Genomic DNA, 15,767 nt, shown 5'->3' with positions numbered 1-15,767 from the left:
TGGGAGGCCGACTTGAACCAGACCGCCATTTTCTGGCCGATGCTGCTGCAGGTGGCCCTGATCTACGCGATCTATGCGCTGATCTCGGTGCGCCGCAAGGCTGCGGTGCGGGCCGGAAGCGTCAGGACGTCCGACTTCCGCGAGAACCGCAACGAGCCGCCCGAAAGCCTGTTCGTCCGCAACAACCTCGCCAACCAGTTCGAACTGCCGGTGCTGTTCTTCGCGGCTTGCCTGGCGCTCTACGTGGCCAACGGCGTCAACATGCTCACCGTCGCGCTGGCCTGGATCTTCGTCCTGTCACGCTGCGTGCACGCCGCGATCCACGTCACCACCAACCGCATCCGCCACCGCCAGCCCGCCTTCGTCGTTGGCTTCCTCGCCTTGCTGGTGATCTGGGTCTGGTTCGCGCTGCACATCGCCGGCCTCGTCTGAGCCGAACAGGCGTTTCAGCGTCGCGGCGAGTGCTGCGCATTCGTTGCCGCGCGCGCTGCCGCGACGCCACACAAGGCCGAGCGTGCGGGCCGGCGCCGGCTCGGCGAAGGGAACGATCCGCACGTCGCGCATCTCGCCGGCCGATGGTAGCGCAATCGAAGGAATCAGCGTCACGCCGAAGCCATGCGCGACCATCTGCAACAGCGTGGTGAGGCTGGTCGCGCCATAGTTCGCCATCGCGGCCGGGCGGGCGCTGCCGCAGACGGCCAGCGCCTGGTCGCGCATGCAATGTCCCTCCTCCAGCAGCATCAGCCGTTCGAGCACCGGGCTCTCCGGCGGCACCGGGGGTTTGACGAAGCCCGGCTCCGACGCCGGGATCGCAAGCAGGAACGTGTCCTCGAAGACCGGCTCGGCGGCGAGCCCCGCCTCCTCGAGCGGCAGAGCGACAAGTGCGGCGTCGATGCGCCCGCCGAGCGTCTCGTCGACCAGCGTCCGCGTCACCGACTCGCGCAGTTCGAGCGTCAGCGAGGGGAAGAGGCCGCGAAGTTCGGGCAGCACCTTCGGCAGGATGTATGGCGCGACGGTGGGGATGATGCCGAGCCTGAGCTTGCCCTCCATCGCCAGCCGGCCGCGCCTGGCGGTGGTTTCCAGGTCACGGATCTCGTCGAGAATCGCCTCGATGCGCGGCTGGAGCGCCCGGCCGTCCTCGGTCATGCCGACTGCCTTGCCGCCACGCTCGAACAGCCGGCATCCCAGCCGCTGCTCCATCTCCGCGATCTGCGCCGAGAGCGCCGGCTGCGTCACGCCCGCGAGCTCCGCCGCGCGGCCGAAATGGCGCGTCTGCGCCAGCGCGTCGAAATATTCCATCTGCCGGACGGTCAATCTGATCATAAGATCAGATTATCACGACGAACATGAAACGCAATTTGCGTTTATCGTCTGGGTTTTCTAGTTTGGAACCATTCCAGACTAGGCAGCCGCCTAAAGATCCGCTTCGAGCGCGGCAGCCAAGGGAATTCGCACGACACATTGGTGTACCCCGCTCCACGGGGGGCGCCGGGATACGATCGGAGAACGATATGGACGCGCTAGAGGTCAATGAAAACACGGAAGCCAACCCGGAGCCGAAATGCCCGGTGGCCCATGGCGCGACGATCGCCTCGAACCCGTCGATGCGATCGAACCGCGACTGGTGGCCGAACCAGCTCAACCTGAAGATTCTGCACCAGCACTCCTCGCTCTCCGATCCGATGGGGGAGGACTTCGACTATGCCGAGGAATTCCAGAAGCTCGACCTGGAGGCCCTGAAGAAGGACCTCACCGCGCTGATGACCGATTCGCAGGACTGGTGGCCGGCCGACTTCGGCCACTACGGTCCCCTCTTCATTCGCATGGCCTGGCACTCCGCCGGCACCTACCGCACCGCTGACGGCCGCGGCGGCGCCGGAGCCGGCCAGCAGCGCTTTGCGCCGCTCAATTCCTGGCCGGACAATGTCAACCTCGACAAGGCCCGCCGCCTGCTTTGGCCGATCAAGCAGAAATACGGCAACAAGATCTCCTGGGCGGATCTGATGATCCTCACCGGCAACGTCGCGCTCGAATCGATGGGCTTCAAGACCTTCGGCTTCGCCGGCGGACGCGCCGACGTCTGGGAGCCCGAGGAAGACGTCTACTGGGGCAAGGAGAACGTCTGGCTGGACGACAAGCGTTATTCGGGCGATCGCGAGTTGGAGAACCCGCTGGCTGCCGTCCAAATGGGCCTCATCTACGTCAATCCCGAGGGTCCGAATGCCAATCCGGACCCGATCGCCTCGGCCCGCGACATCCGCGAGACCTTCGCCCGCATGGCGATGAACGACGAAGAGACCGTCGCGCTGATCGCCGGTGGCCACACCTTCGGCAAGACCCACGGCGCAGGCGACGCGAAGCTCGTCGGTTCGGAGCCGGAAGCCGCCGGCATCGAGCAGCAGGGCCTGGGCTGGGCCAGCAGCTTCGGCACCGGCAAGGGCGGCGACACGATCGGCAGCGGCCTCGAAGTCACCTGGACCTCGACGCCGACCAAGTGGACGAACAACTTCTTCTGGAACCTGTTCGGTTACGAATGGGAGCTGACCAAGAGCCCGGCCGGCGCGCACCAGTGGACGCCGAAGCACGGCATGGGCGCAGGCACGGTGCCGGATGCGCACGACAAGTCCAAGCGGCACGCACCCGCGATGCTGACATCCGATCTCGCCCTGCGCTTCGATCCCGTCTACGAGAAGATCTCGCGGCGGTTCTACGAGAACCCCGACGAGTTCGCGGATGCCTTCGCCCGCGCGTGGTTCAAGCTGACGCACCGCGACATGGGTCCCCGTGCCCGTTATCTCGGTCCGGACGTGCCCGCCGAGGAACTGATCTGGCAGGATCCGGTGCCGGAAGTCGACCATGTGCTGATCGACGAGCAGGACGCGGCAGCCCTCAAGGCGAAGATCCTCGCCTCCGGCCTCTCCATCTCCGACCTCGTCTCGACCGCCTGGGCTTCGGCCTCGACCTTCCGCGGCTCCGACAAGCGCGGCGGCGCCAACGGCGCGCGCATCCGGCTCGCACCCCAGAAGGACTGGGAGGTCAACCAGCCGGCCCGGCTCGCGACGGTTCTTGCAAAGCTCGAAGCCGTTCAGAAGGAGTTCAACGAGGCGCAGGCCGGCGGCAAGAAGGTCTCGCTCGCCGATTTGATCGTGCTGGCCGGCAATGCCGGCGTCGAGCAGGCGGCCGCCAAGGCAGGATACCCGACCGAGGTTCCGTTCGTGCCCGGCCGCACCGACGCCACGGCCGAGCAGACTGACATCGAGTCCTTCGCGGTGCTAGAGCCGATCGCCGACGGCTTCCGCAACTACCTAAAGGGCAAGTACACCGTCTCCGCCGAGGAGATGCTGGTCGAGAAGGCGCAGTTGCTCACGCTCACGGCGCCGGAAATGACCGTGCTCGTCGGAGGCCTGAGGGTTCTCGGCGCGAACGTCGGCAACTCGACCCATGGCGTGTTCACGAACACGCCCGAGACGCTGACCAACGACTTCTTCGTCAACCTGCTTGACATGGCGACCGTGTGGAAGCCGGCGGCGGGCATCGAGGGCGTGTTCGAGGGACGTGACCGGGCGAGCGGCGAACTCAGGTGGACCGGCACCCGCGTCGACCTGGTCTTTGGCTCGCATTCGCAGCTGCGCGCGCTGTCCGAAGTCTATGGCAGCGCCGACGCCAAGGCGAAGTTCGTGGACGACTTCGTTTCGGCATGGGCCAAGGTGATGCACGCCGACCGTTTCGACATCGCCTGATCGCGGCGCACCCGTCAGGGAGCCCGCCACATCAGCCTGAATTTCTGCTCGAAAGACGGGCGCGGAGAGATCCGCGCCCGTTTTTCGTTGGGGCTGGGCCGCTTTTGGATTATGCACCCTCTGCATAAAAACCCGACGATTGACCGGATGTTGCCCTTGCAACATACTCGGTAGTATGTTTCGGGACAGGGAGGAGTTCCGACTATGAATTTCACGCACGCCAACGGCATCGTGCTGCATTACGAGGACACGGGCGGCGATCGCCCCGTCATCGTGTTTGCGAACTCGCTGGGAACCGACTTCCGCATCTGGGACAAGGTCGCGGCAGCGCTGCGTCCCGACTTCCGCATCATCCGCTACGACAAGCGCGGTCACGGCCTCTCGGAGGCGACGCCGGCCCCCTACGCGATGAGCGACCATGTCAACGACCTCGCAGCGCTGCTCGACGAACTGCGCGTGAAGGCGGCGGTGATCGTGGGCCTTTCCGTCGGCGGCGTCATTGCGCAGGGTCTGGCCGCCATTCGTCCGGATCTCGTGCGCGGCCTCGTCCTGTCTAACACCGCACACAAGATCGGCACGCAGGAAAGCTGGAATGCACGGATCGCGACCGTCGAGGCCGGCGGCATCGAGAGCATCGCCGACGCCGTGATGAAGCTGTGGTTCACGCCGGCCTTCCGCTCGCCCTCAAATGCGGAATTCGCCGGCTGCTGCGCCATGCTCGTGCGTTCCCCGCTCGCCGGCTATCTCGGCACATGCGCGGCGCTGCGCGACAGCGACCTGACGGAATCGACCCGGGCGCTCAAGGTGCCGGTCCTCTGCATCGTCGGCGATCAGGACGGCTCGACGCCGCCCGATCTCGTGCGCTCGACCGCCAACCTCATCCGCGGCGCGGATTTCCGCATCGTCGCGGATGCCGGCCATATCCCCTGCGTGGAGCAGCCTGCTGCGGTCACCGCCCTGATCCGCCAGTTCATCAATACCGCCCGGCTCGCCTAACGGCGACCATTCTTTCGCACCGACCCACCTGGAGTAGCTGATGTCCCAACCTGTGACTGTCACCCGCGACGGAAATGTCGCCATCGTGACGATCGACAACCCGCCAGTGAACGCGATGTCGTTCCACGTCCGCGAGCCGCTGCACCGGGTGCTGCTTGAACTTCGCGACGATGCGTCGGTGGACGCGATGGTGCTCGCCTGCGCGGGGCGCACCTTCGTGGCAGGCGCCGATATTTCCGAGTTCGGCAAGCCGATCCAGGATCCGTTCCTGCCCGAGATCATCGACCGGATCGAGACCTTCCAGAAGCCGACGGTCGCAGCAATCCACGGCACCGCGCTCGGCGGCGGTCTCGAACTCGCCATGGGCTGCCATTTCCGCGTCGCCGACGCCGCGGCCAAGGTCGGCCTGCCCGAGGTGAAGCTCGGCATCCTGCCCGGCGCCGGCGGCACGCAGCGCCTGCCGCGACTCGCCGGCCCGTCCAAGGCACTCAAGATGATCGTGTCCGGCACGCCGATCGGCGCCAAGGATGCACTGGCCTCAGGCATCGTTGACGCGGTCGTCGAGGGTGACCTGGTCGCCAATGCCGTGAAGTTCGCCCGTGAAAAGATCGCCTCGAAAGCTTCTCTCGTGCCCGTCAGCCAGCGCGACGACAAGCTCGCGCCGGTACGTGCGAACATCGCGGCCTTCGACGCCGAGATCGCGGAGGTGCTGAAGAAGTCGAAGGGCCTCGACGCGCCAAAGGCCTGCGCGCAGTCGGTGCGCAACAGCGTCACCATGCCCTATGCCGAAGGCGCCAAGGCCGAGCGCAACTTCTTCTTCGAACTCGTCAAGGGCGACCAGTCGCGCGCGCAGCGCCACCTGTTCTTCGCCGAGCGCGAGGCGAACAAGGTGCCGGGCGTCGGCAAGGAGGACAAGCCGCGCAAGATCGCCAAGGTCGGCGTCATCGGCGCCGGCACCATGGGCGGCGGCATCTCGATGTCCTTCGTCAACGGCGGCATCCCGGTCACCATCCTCGAAATGTCCGACGAAGCGCTGAAGCGCGGCCTCGGCGTCATCGAGAAGAACTACGGCATCTCCGTCTCGCGCGGCTCGCTGACCGAGGAGGCCAAGGCGAAGCGCATGTCGATGTTCAAGGGCACGACCGACTACGCCGATCTCGCCGACTGCGACCTCATCATCGAGGCCGTCTTCGAGGAGATGGGCGTCAAGGAGAAGGTGTTCAGCACGCTCGACAAAATCGCCAAGCCGGGCGCGATCCTAGCGTCCAACACCTCCTATCTCGACGTCAACGAGATCGCGAAGTTCACCAGCCGCCCGCAGGACGTGCTCGGCATGCACTTCTTCTCGCCGGCCAACGTGATGAAGCTGCTGGAGATCGTACGCGGCGCCAAGACCGCGCCGGACGTCATCGCCACCGCGATCGCCGTCGGCAAGGCGATCGGCAAGGTGCCGGTGGTCGTCGGCGTCTGCCACGGTTTCGTCGGCAACCGCATGCTCGGCGCCCGCGGCGCCGAGGCCGAGGACCTTTTGCTCGAGGGTGCGACGCCTGCCCAGGCCGACAAGGTCTTCACCGATTTCGGCTGGCCGATGGGCACCTACCAGATGTGGGACCTCGCCGGCCTCGACATCGGCTGGCGCACGCGCAAGTCGCTCGGCAAGACGGCAGCCATCGGCGACGCGCTGTGCGAGCAGGGCCGCTACGGTCAGAAGACCGGCAAGGGCTACTACCTCTATCCGGACGGCCGCACGCCGGTCTCCGATCCGGAGGTCGAGGCGCTGATTGTCGAAAAGGCGCGCGAGAAGGGCGTCAACCGCCGCGACATCTCCGACGAGGAGATCACCGAGCGCATGATGTATCCGATGATCAACGAGGGCGCGCGCATCCTGGAGGAGGGCATCGCCATCCGCTCCTCCGACATCGACACGGTCTGGGTCAATGGCTACGGCTTCCCGGTCGGCAAGGGCGGCCCGATGTTCTGGGCCGAGCTCGTCGGCTTGCCGAAGATCGTCGAGCGGCTCGACTATTGGTACGGCAAGACCGGCAAGGAGGTCTACAAGCCCTCGCCGCTGCTCAGGAAGCTGGCCGCCGAAAACGGCAGCTTCGCCGATGCCACCAAGGCCGCTGCATGATCCAGGCGATCGCGGGCGACGCCTGGCCCTGGGCCAGGTCCTATCCGGGGGGCTTCTCCCCGGACGTTGCCCTCGACACCTGGCCCGTCCATGAGGCTGTCGACCGGAGCGCCGAGCAATTCGGCGATACGATCGCCTTTATCTTCCGCAACGCGAAGATCAGCTACCGCGATCTGAAACGTGAGGCCGACCGCGCCGCGGCCGGTTTCGCGGCAATCGGCATCGGCAAGGGGGACCGGGTCGCGCTTCTCCTGCCCAACACGCTCTACCACCCCTACGCCTTCTTCGGCGCGCTGAAGGCTGGCGCGACGGTGGTGCATCTCTCCCCGCTCGACGCGCCGAAAGTCATCGCCCACAAGCTCTCCGATTCCGGAGCGCGGACGCTGGTCACCACCAATATCGGCAGCATCGCGGCCGGCGTCGTTCCGCTCCTCGGGTCCGGCCTGGTGGACCGCATCATCGTCGGCGACGATGTACGCTTCGGCCCATCTCCGCTCACCGGCCCGTTGCCCGCCGCAGACGGCATGACCGCCTGGGACGACTTCGTCGAAGCCACCGTCCCCACAGCCTTCCCGCCCGTCGCAGTCGAGGATCTTGCCCTGCTGCAATATACCGGCGGCACGACCGGCCTGCCCAAGGCGGCGATGCTGACGCATGCGAACATGTCGGCAGCCGCCTCCTCCTACGCGCTTTGGAGCGCAGCGGACGGGCTAACGCGGCTCGGCCAGGAAAAGGTGCTGCTGGTCCTTCCCCTGTTCCATATCTACGCGCTGGTCGCCGTGATGCTGCGTGCACTGATCGACGGCCAGACGATGGTCCTGCACACGCGCTTCGACGCCGAGACAGCGCTCGCCGAAATCGAGGCGGGAGTGACCGTCTTCCCCGGCGTGCCGACGATGTGGATCGCCATCTGCTCCCTGCACGGCTTCGAGAAGCGCGACATCTCCTCGCTGCACTATTGCGGCTCCGGCGGCGCCCCCCTGCCCGTCGAGGTCGCACGCAGGCTGAAAGACCTCGCCGGCATCGAACTGCTCGGCGGCTGGGGGATGACCGAGACCTCGCCCGCCGGCACAAACATCCCGCGCGGCCGTCCCGACAAGGCGGGCACGATAGGCCTGCCGCTGCCCGGCATCCGCATGCGCATCGTTTCGCTCGACGATCCGCGCCGCGAACTCGCTTCCGGCGAGACCGGCGAGATCGCGGTGAAGGGCGCCAACGTCACCTCCGGCTATCTCAACCGGCCGGAAGAGAATGCGGCTGCCTTCGCCGAAGGCTGGTTCCTGACGGGCGACATCGGCCACATGGACGAGGACGGCTTCTTCTTCCTCGTCGACCGCAAGAAGGACATGATCATCTCCGGCGGCTTCAACGTCTATCCGCAGATGATCGAGCAGGTGATCTACGAACATCCGGACGTCGAGGAGGTGCTGGTGATCGGCATTCCCGACGACTATCGCGGCGAGGCGGCGAAGGCCTTCGTCAAGCTGCGCGCAGGCGCCGCCGAACTGACGCTGGAGGGCCTGCGCGCCTTCCTCAAGAGCCGGCTTGGCCCGCACGAAGTGCCCGCCGCGCTGGATATCCGCGCAGCCCTGCCGCGAACGCCGGTGGGCAAGCTTTCCAAACTCGAACTCAAGCGGGAAGAGCGGGACAAGGCCGCATCCCAAAGCCAAGGAGCCTGAAGAATGGTCGACGCCGTCATCGTATCCACCGCCCGCACGCCGATCGGCAAGGCCTATCGCGGCGCCTTCAACGACACCACGGGCGCGACGCTCGGCGGCCATGCGATCGGGCATGCGCTGAAGCGCTCCGGCATCGAGGGCGCCGAGATCGAGGACGTCATCATGGGCTGTGCGATGCCTGAGGGCACCGACGGTGTCAACGTCGCGCGCCGCGCGCTGCTGACGGCCGGCCTGCCTGTCACGACCGCCGGCACCACGATCGACCGGCAATGCTCGTCGGGCATCCAGTCGATGTCGCTGCTTGCCAACGCCATTCGCAACGACGGCGTCAAGATCGGCATTGCCGGCGGCCTGGAATCGATCAGCCTCGTTCAGAACGAGCACCAGAACACGTTCCGGCTCAAGGACGAGAAGCTGCTGTCGCTGCACCCGGCGGCCTACATGCCGATGATCGACACCGCAGAGGTCGTCGCCAAGCGCTACGGCATCTCGCGCGAGCGGCAGGACGAATATGCTCTGGAATCGCAGAAGCGCACCGCCGCTGCCCGCGAGGCCGGCCGCTTCGCCACGGAGATCGCGCCGATGAAGACGCGTATGGCCGTGGTCGACAAGGAGACGAAGGAAATCTCCTACAAGGAGATCGAGGTCGCGCATGACGAAGGACCGCGCGCCGACACGACGGCGGCAGGCCTTGCCGGCCTCAAGCCGGTGCGCGAGGGCGGTGTCGTCACCGCCGGCAATGCCAGCCAGCTCTCGGACGGCGCGGCCGCTTCGGTGATGATGAGCAGCAAGGAGGCCGAGAAGCGCGGCCTCACCCCGCTCGGGATCTTCCGCGGCTTCAACGTCGCCGGCTGCGAGCCCGACGAAATGGGCATCGGTCCGGTCTTCGCCGTGCCGCGGCTGCTCGAACGCCATGGCCTGAAGATCGACGACATCGGCCTGTGGGAGCTCAACGAGGCCTTCGCCGTGCAGGTGATCTACTGCCGCGACCGACTCGGCATCGACCCGGCCAAGCTCAATGTCGACGGCGGCGCGATCGCGGTCGGCCACCCCTACGGCATGAGTGGCGCGCGGCTCGCCGGACACGCGCTGATCGAGGGCAAACGCCGCGGCGTAAAGTATGCCGTCGTCACCATGTGCATCGGCGGCGGCATGGGCGGCGCTGGGCTGCTGGAGATCGTGTGAGGACAACCATCTTCTCCCCGTTCACGGGGAGAAGATGCCGGCAGGCAGATGAGGGGCAGCGCCTGCGTCGGACAGAAAATGCCCCTCATCCGGCCCTTCGGGCCACCTTCTCCCCGTGAACGGGGAGAAGAGAAAAGAGGGAGAACGCCAATGGACCTTCGCTTCACGCCCGAGGAAAACGCCTTCCGCGAGGAGGTTCGCGCCTTCTTCGCCGAGAACCTCGATCCCGAGATTCGCCGCAAGACGGTGGACGGCGAGTATCTCGGCAAGGAGGACCTCGTCGCCTGGTCGCGCGTGCTGAACGCGCATGGCTGGGGTGCGCCGCACTGGCCGGTCGAGCACGGCGGCACCGGCTGGGACCCGATGCGGCAGTATATCTTCCTGGAGGAACTGCAGAAATTCCCTGCCCCTCAGCCGCTCGCCTTCGGCGTCAACATGGTGGGGCCGGTCATTTACACCTTCGGCTCAAAGGCACAGAAGGAGCGCTTCCTGCCGCGCATCCGCAATCTCGACGACTGGTGGTGCCAGGGCTTCTCGGAGCCCGGGGCCGGCTCCGACCTCGCCTCGCTCAAGACCCGCGCGGTGCGTGACGGCGACCACTACATCGTCAACGGCCAGAAGACGTGGACCACGCTTGCGCAATATGCCGACTGGATCTTCTGCCTCGTGCGCACCAACACCGAGGCCAAGAAGCAGGAAGGCATCTCCTTCCTGCTGATCGACATGAAGACGCCCGGTATCGAGGTCCGCCCGATCGTGACGATGGACGGCGGCCGCGAGATCAACGAGGTCTTCCTCACCGACGTGCGCGTGCCCGTCGAAAACCTCGTCGGCGAGGAGAACAAGGGCTGGGACTACGCAAAGTTCCTGCTCGGCAACGAGCGCACAAACATCGCCCGCATCGGCGTGTCCAAGCAGCGCATCGCCCGCATCCGCGAACTCGCGGCGCTTGAACTCTCCGGCGGCAGGCCTCTCATTGAAGACGAGCGCTTCCGCGAGAAGCTCGCCTCGATCGAAATCGACCTCAAGGCGCTGGAACTGACCCAGCTTCGCGTCGTCGCCGCCGATGCCAAGCGCGGCAATACCGGCAAGCCCGATCCTGCGTCCTCAATCCTCAAGATCAAGGGCTCGGAGATCCAGCAGGCAACCACGCACCTCCTGATGGAGGTGATGGGTCCGTTCGCCCTGCCCTACCAAAGCCACGACCTCGACGGCCGCAACGAGCCTTTCGACGGGCCCGAATACGCGGCGCACGCCGCGCCGTCCTATTTTAACAATCGCAAGGTCTCGATCTACGGCGGCTCGAACGAGATCCAGAAGAACATCATCGCCAAGGCCGTGCTGGGATTGTGAGGACGCAATGGATTTCGACCTGACCGAGGAACAGTCGCTCATCAAGGACCAGCTCGACCGGTTGTTGAAGGACCGCTACGGCTTCGAGGAGCGCAAGAAATACATGGCCGCGCCTGAGGGCTTCAGCCCGGACATGTGGTCCGCCTATGCCGAGATGGGCCTGATGGCGCTGCCCTTCGCGGAGGAGCATGGCGGCATCGGCGGCGGGCCGGTGGAGACCATGATCGTGATGGAATCCTTCGGCCGGGTGCTGGCGCTGGAGCCCTATTTCGCGACCGTCGTGCTCGGCGGCGGCTTCCTGCGTTCCGGCGCCAGCGACGCCCAGAAGGGTGAGCTGATCCCCGGCATCGCCGACGGCTCGGCCAAATACGCCTTCGCCCAAGTCGAGCGCGGCGCGCGCTACGACCTCGCGCATGTCTCCACCACCGCTGCGAAGGATGGCTCCGGCTGGAAGCTCTCCGGCGCCAAGAGCCTGGTCCTGCATGGCGACAGCGCCGACAAGCTGATCGTCACAGCACGCACCGGCGGTAGGCCCGGCGAAGAGGCGGGTGTCGGCGTCTTCGTCGTCGACGCAGGTGCCGCAGGCGTCTCGCGGCGCGGCTACCCGACCCAGGATGGCCTGCGCGCCGCCGAAATCTCCTTCGACAATGTGCGGGCTGAACATGTGCTGGGCGATCCCGGCAGCGGCATGCCGCTTGTCCGCACCGTCGTCGACCAGGCGATTGCGGCGCTCGCGGCGGAGGCCGTCGGCGTCATGTCGGCCATGCACGAACTCACCGTCGACTACATCAAGGTGCGCAAGCAGTTCGGCGTCGCCATCGGCCAATTTCAGGTGCTTCAGCACAAGGCGGTCGACATGTTCATCGCCACGGAGCAGATGCGCTCAATCGCCATGTTCGCGACCATGATGGCAGACAGCGACGACGCAGCAGAGCGCGCCCGCGCCATGCATGCGGCCAAAGCCGAACTCGGCCGTGGCGGTAAGCTCGCCGGCGAAAACGCCATCCAGCTGCACGGCGGCGTCGGCATGACGATGGAATATGCCGTCACGCACTACTTCAAGCGCCTGACGATGATGAACACGCTCTTCGGCGATGGCGATTTTCATCTGCGCAGGCTCGCCGCGCTTGGAGGGTTGTTCGACAAGGCGGCGTAGGCATCGAGGCCAACCGTCGTTCCGGGACCGCTGGCCTGCCTGCACCTTGCGGGAAAAGACAAGGCAGCAGGGCCTCTATCCGAACCTCGTCGGCGACAGGGCCGGCAACAGCGCCTCCAGCTCATCTGGCGGCCGCTCGCCCTTGACCAGCGCAGCGGCGAGCGCCGACAGGGCCGGGGAGGTCTGTATGCCGTAGCCGCCCTGCCCCGCCAGCCAGAAGAACCCGTCGTCGCCGAAGCCCACGACCGGGGTGCGGTCGGGCGCGAAGGTGCGCAGGCCGGCCCAACTGCGCTCGACGCGGTTGACCGGAACGTCCACCGCCTGTTCGAAGCGCCAAAGCCCTTCGGCCAGCACCATGTCGTCGACATAGGCGTCGTGCGGATCGACCGAAATCTCCTCGGTCGGCGACACGTAGAGCTTTCCTGCATCGGGCTTGGCGTACCAGCCCTCGGCGGAATCGGCGATCAGCGGCCAACCGGCGATGTCATATGCCTCCGGCGCCGGGATCACCGCTATCGAACGGCGCATTGGCTGCAGGCCGAGCGAGGCGACACCCGCCCTCCCCGCCACGTCATCGGCCCAGGCGCCCGCCGCGTCCACAAGGATGGTCGCTGTGAGCGCTCCCCCTGGCGTGTCGATCCGCCAGCGGCCGCCTTCGCGCGCCGCCGAGAGCATCGGCGTGCCGACCATCAGCGTCGCGCCATTGGCCCGCGCATTGCGCAACCAGCCCTCGTGCAGCGCCGACACGTCGATGTCCTGTGCATCGCGTTCGTAGGCCGCGGCTGCCAGCTTCTCCGGACGTAGCGCCGGCACCATGGCAAGCGCCTGCTCGCGTGTCAGGATTTCCATGCCGTGCGCGCCTTCGAGCATCGCCTCATGCCTGGCGAGCCCGTCCACGTCGGCGACGTTTAGCACGCCGCGCGGGGTCAGCAGCGGATGCGGGAAGAGGCTGGCATCGCCCTGTTCGAACAGCGGCGCGCTCGCCGCGTTCAGCACCCGGATGACGGCATTGCCGTAGTTGCGGATATAGATCGCAGCCGACCGCCCGGTCGAATTGGTAGCCGTGGCGGGCTTCCTGCTCGAGGATCGCGACCCTCGGCCCCGCCCCAAGCGCTGCCGCGAGGCCGACACCGGCGATGCCGGCTCCTATGATGACGATGTCGAGATCCGTGTTCATGGGTCGTGGTTAGACCGGCGACCGAAGCGAGGCAACGGCGGTGGGATGGCCCAGCCTCCCCGGTCCCGAAAACCATTGCTCCCCGGCATCAGTGGTGGCATGAGTCCGCGCACCAGAACGAGGATCGTGTCCGATGGAATACCGCAAGATCACCGACGACTTCGCCGTGACCGGCCAGATCACCGCCGAGGACATCCCGACCATCAAGGCCGCCGGCTACAAGAGCGTCATCTCGAACCGTCCGGATCCGGAAGACGGTGCCGTGCCGCACGAAGGCATCGAGGCGGCGGCAAAGGCGGCGGGGCTGGAGTTCCGCTACATCCCCGTTGTCAGCGGCGCGATCACGTCCGAGGACGTCGAGAAGATGGCCGATGCGCTGGACGAGATGGAAGGCCCGATCTTCGCCTACTGCCGCTCCGGCGCACGCTCGACCAACCTCTACATGATGGCGAAGCAGCTGCGCGGCTAGTACAGCCATCGCAGCATGAAAAGCGAGATCGCCGGGAAGACCACCAGGATAGCGGTGCGGACGAGATCGCTGATGACGAAGGGGGTCACGCCCCTGTAGGTCGCCAGGATCGGCGTTTCCTTCGCCATCGAATTGATGACGAACAGATTCATGCCGACCGGCGGCGTGATTAGGCCGACCTCGACCACGATCAGCACCAGAATGCCGAACCAGATGGCGAACTCCTCCGGCTGGAGGCCGTAGTCGAGCGCCGTCACGATCGGGAAGAAGATCGGGATCGTCAGCAGGATCATCGACAGCGAATCCATCACGCAGCCGAGGATCAGATAGAGGACGAGGATTCCGACCATGACGACCCACGGATTGAAGCCTTGGCCGGATATGTAGGCGGCGGCTATCTGCGGCATCTGCGTCAGCGCGAGAAAGCCGTTATACATCGCCGCGCCGAAGACGATGAAGAAGATCATCGCAGTCGCGCTGGCGGTCATGAGGATCGACTGGACGAGTGTCCGCCGGGTCAAACCGCCATTGATCCAAGCGATCAGGCCGGTGCCGGCGGCGCCGACCGCAGCACCCTCCGTCGGCGTGAACCAGCCGAAATAGATGCCGCCCACCACGGCGAGGAAAACCAGCAACACCGGCCATACGTCGACGAGGGCGCGGAAGCGCTCACCATAGGGCAGGCGCGGCGACTGCCCGGCCGTCTCGGGGTAGAGCCGGACATATATCGAGATGGCGATCATGTAGCCGATCGCCGCGAGGATGCCGGGCACAAAGGCAGCGAGGAACAGCTTGGCGATATTCTGCTCGGCGAGAATGGCGTAGATCACCAGCACAATCGACGGCGGGATCAGGATACCGAGCGTGCCGCCGGCCGCCAGTGTTCCGGTCGCAAGCCCGCCCGAATAGCCGTAGCGCTTCAGCTCCGGCAGCGCGACCTGCGCCATCGTGGCCGCCGTCGCCAGCGAGGAACCGCAGATCGCACCGAAGCCGGCGCAGGCACCAATCGCAGCCATCGCCACGCCGCCACGCCGGTGGCCCAGCCAGGCGTTCGCCGCCTTGAACAACGACTGCGACATACCGCCGAGGCCGGCGAACTGCCCCATCAACAGGAACAGCGGAATGATCGACAGCGAATGGCTGGCGAAGGTGGAGTAGGTTTCGGACTTCAGCTTGGCCATGATCGGGATCGTGCTGCCCGCCAGTATCCATGACCCGCCGAGACCGCAGATCAGCATCGCCAACCCGATCGGCATGCGCAGGAAAATGAGAACCAGAAGGACGGGAAACGACCAGAGGCCAATCTCGAGCGCGCTCAATGGACTGCTCCCGCCGCCGGGGCCAGCAGGGAACGTCCCTGCACGACTTCCATCACCCTGATCGCGATCATGTAGACGGCAACGATTACGCCGACCACGGCGGCGCCCGCGCACAGGGCCATGCCCCACCAGATCGGGAACTGCAGGATGAAGGTGATTTCGCCATACTCGCGCTTCTCGAGCATGCCGACCCACAGGCGCCAGGCGATGAGGATCGTGACCAGCCCCAGGACGATTTCCCAGAGCAAATTGAGGACGCGATTCACCGCGGGCGAGAGGTAGCTCGTGAACAGGTCGACGTCGGCATGGCCGCGGTTGAGTTGGCACCACGGCAGGAACGCAAATACCGCGAAGCCGATTCCCGCCTCAACGAGTTCGAAATCGCCGGGAACCGGCCCGAGCCCGACCGAGATGAAGGCGCGGCCGACGATGCTGATCACCGTCATGACCGTTATGGCGACGAGAAAAAGACCGCCCAGGATGGCCAGCCATCTCGCAAGCGCGTGCACGATAGATGAAAGGTTCACGCCGCCTCCCGAACGTTACCTTCAGTCTCCCCAGA

At 66.0% G+C, this 15,767-nt stretch carries 12 protein-coding genes and 2 pseudogenes; 9 read left to right on the top strand and 5 right to left on the bottom strand.

Features of this window, described 5'->3' with window-relative positions:
- The first annotated feature begins 39 nt into the window (after window positions 1-39).
- A complete protein-coding gene (locus tag LRS09_RS18270; RefSeq protein ID WP_257810242.1) occupies window positions 40-432 on the top strand; it encodes an MAPEG family protein in 393 nt (130 codons plus the stop codon).
- A gap of 6 nt (window positions 433-438) precedes the next feature.
- Here LRS09_RS18270 and LRS09_RS18265 read toward each other — a convergent pair.
- Window positions 439-1,323 (bottom strand): annotated as a pseudogene (locus LRS09_RS18265) (LysR substrate-binding domain-containing protein); the annotation flags it as partial.
- 188 nt (window positions 1,324-1,511) lie between these two features.
- Here LRS09_RS18265 and katG point away from each other — a divergent pair.
- From katG to LRS09_RS18230, 7 genes are all read left to right on the top strand, one after another.
- Window positions 1,512-3,740 carry a catalase/peroxidase HPI gene (gene katG / locus LRS09_RS18260; RefSeq protein ID WP_257808291.1) on the top strand — a complete coding sequence of 743 codons (2,229 nt, stop codon included), beginning with the start codon at window positions 1,512-1,514 and terminating at the stop codon, window positions 3,738-3,740.
- Between the two features lie 204 nt (window positions 3,741-3,944).
- Window positions 3,945-4,736 carry a 3-oxoadipate enol-lactonase gene (pcaD, locus tag LRS09_RS18255; protein WP_257808290.1) on the top strand — a complete coding sequence of 264 codons (792 nt, stop codon included), beginning with the start codon at window positions 3,945-3,947 and terminating at the stop codon, window positions 4,734-4,736.
- Window positions 4,737-4,776: 40 nt separating this feature from the next.
- Window positions 4,777-6,867, top strand: coding sequence for a 3-hydroxyacyl-CoA dehydrogenase NAD-binding domain-containing protein (locus LRS09_RS18250; RefSeq protein ID WP_257808289.1), 2,091 nt, complete (start codon window positions 4,777-4,779; stop codon window positions 6,865-6,867).
- Entirely contained in the window at window positions 6,864-8,546 is a 1,683-nt protein-coding gene (locus tag LRS09_RS18245; protein WP_257808288.1) for a long-chain fatty acid--CoA ligase, read from the top strand. Before LRS09_RS18250 ends, LRS09_RS18245 begins: the two co-directional genes overlap by 4 nt.
- A gap of 3 nt (window positions 8,547-8,549) precedes the next feature.
- The gene (locus LRS09_RS18240; RefSeq protein ID WP_257808287.1) at window positions 8,550-9,731 is read left to right on the top strand and encodes an acetyl-CoA C-acyltransferase; all 1,182 of its coding nucleotides are present in this window, start codon (window positions 8,550-8,552) and stop codon (window positions 9,729-9,731) included.
- Between the two features lie 150 nt (window positions 9,732-9,881).
- The gene (gene pimC, locus LRS09_RS18235; protein ID WP_257808286.1) at window positions 9,882-11,084 is read left to right on the top strand and encodes a pimeloyl-CoA dehydrogenase large subunit; all 1,203 of its coding nucleotides are present in this window, start codon (window positions 9,882-9,884) and stop codon (window positions 11,082-11,084) included.
- A 7-nt stretch (window positions 11,085-11,091) separates the two neighbouring features.
- Window positions 11,092-12,240 (top strand): acyl-CoA dehydrogenase family protein, encoded by a 1,149-nt coding sequence (locus LRS09_RS18230; protein ID WP_257808284.1) that lies wholly within the window; start codon window positions 11,092-11,094, stop codon window positions 12,238-12,240.
- A 75-nt stretch (window positions 12,241-12,315) separates the two neighbouring features.
- On the opposite strand, the gene LRS09_RS18225 is transcribed toward LRS09_RS18230, so the two are convergent.
- A complete protein-coding gene (locus LRS09_RS18225; protein ID WP_257808283.1) occupies window positions 12,316-13,371 on the bottom strand; it encodes an FAD-binding oxidoreductase in 1,056 nt (351 codons plus the stop codon).
- A pseudogene (locus LRS09_RS30390) lies at window positions 13,352-13,417 on the bottom strand (hypothetical protein); the annotation flags it as partial. The pseudogene LRS09_RS30390 and the gene LRS09_RS18225, both read right to left, overlap by 20 nt.
- A gap of 133 nt (window positions 13,418-13,550) precedes the next feature.
- Here LRS09_RS30390 and LRS09_RS18220 point away from each other — a divergent pair.
- Window positions 13,551-13,886 (top strand): TIGR01244 family sulfur transferase, encoded by a 336-nt coding sequence (locus LRS09_RS18220; protein ID WP_085464292.1) that lies wholly within the window; start codon window positions 13,551-13,553, stop codon window positions 13,884-13,886.
- Here LRS09_RS18220 and LRS09_RS18215 read toward each other — a convergent pair.
- Window positions 13,883-15,205, bottom strand: coding sequence for a TRAP transporter large permease (locus tag LRS09_RS18215; protein WP_257808282.1), 1,323 nt, complete (start codon window positions 15,203-15,205; stop codon window positions 13,883-13,885). The genes LRS09_RS18220 and LRS09_RS18215 overlap by 4 nt on opposite strands.
- Entirely contained in the window at window positions 15,202-15,732 is a 531-nt protein-coding gene (locus LRS09_RS18210) for a TRAP transporter small permease (protein ID WP_257808281.1), read from the bottom strand. Before LRS09_RS18210 ends, LRS09_RS18215 begins: the two co-directional genes overlap by 4 nt.
- Window positions 15,733-15,767 lie beyond the last annotated feature (35 nt).

The organism is Mesorhizobium sp. J428, assembly GCF_024699925.1.
GTDB lineage: Bacteria > Pseudomonadota > Alphaproteobacteria > Rhizobiales > Rhizobiaceae > Mesorhizobium_A.
The sequence above is the reverse complement of the archived record's forward strand: the minus strand, read 5'-3'. Positions and strand labels throughout refer to the sequence as shown.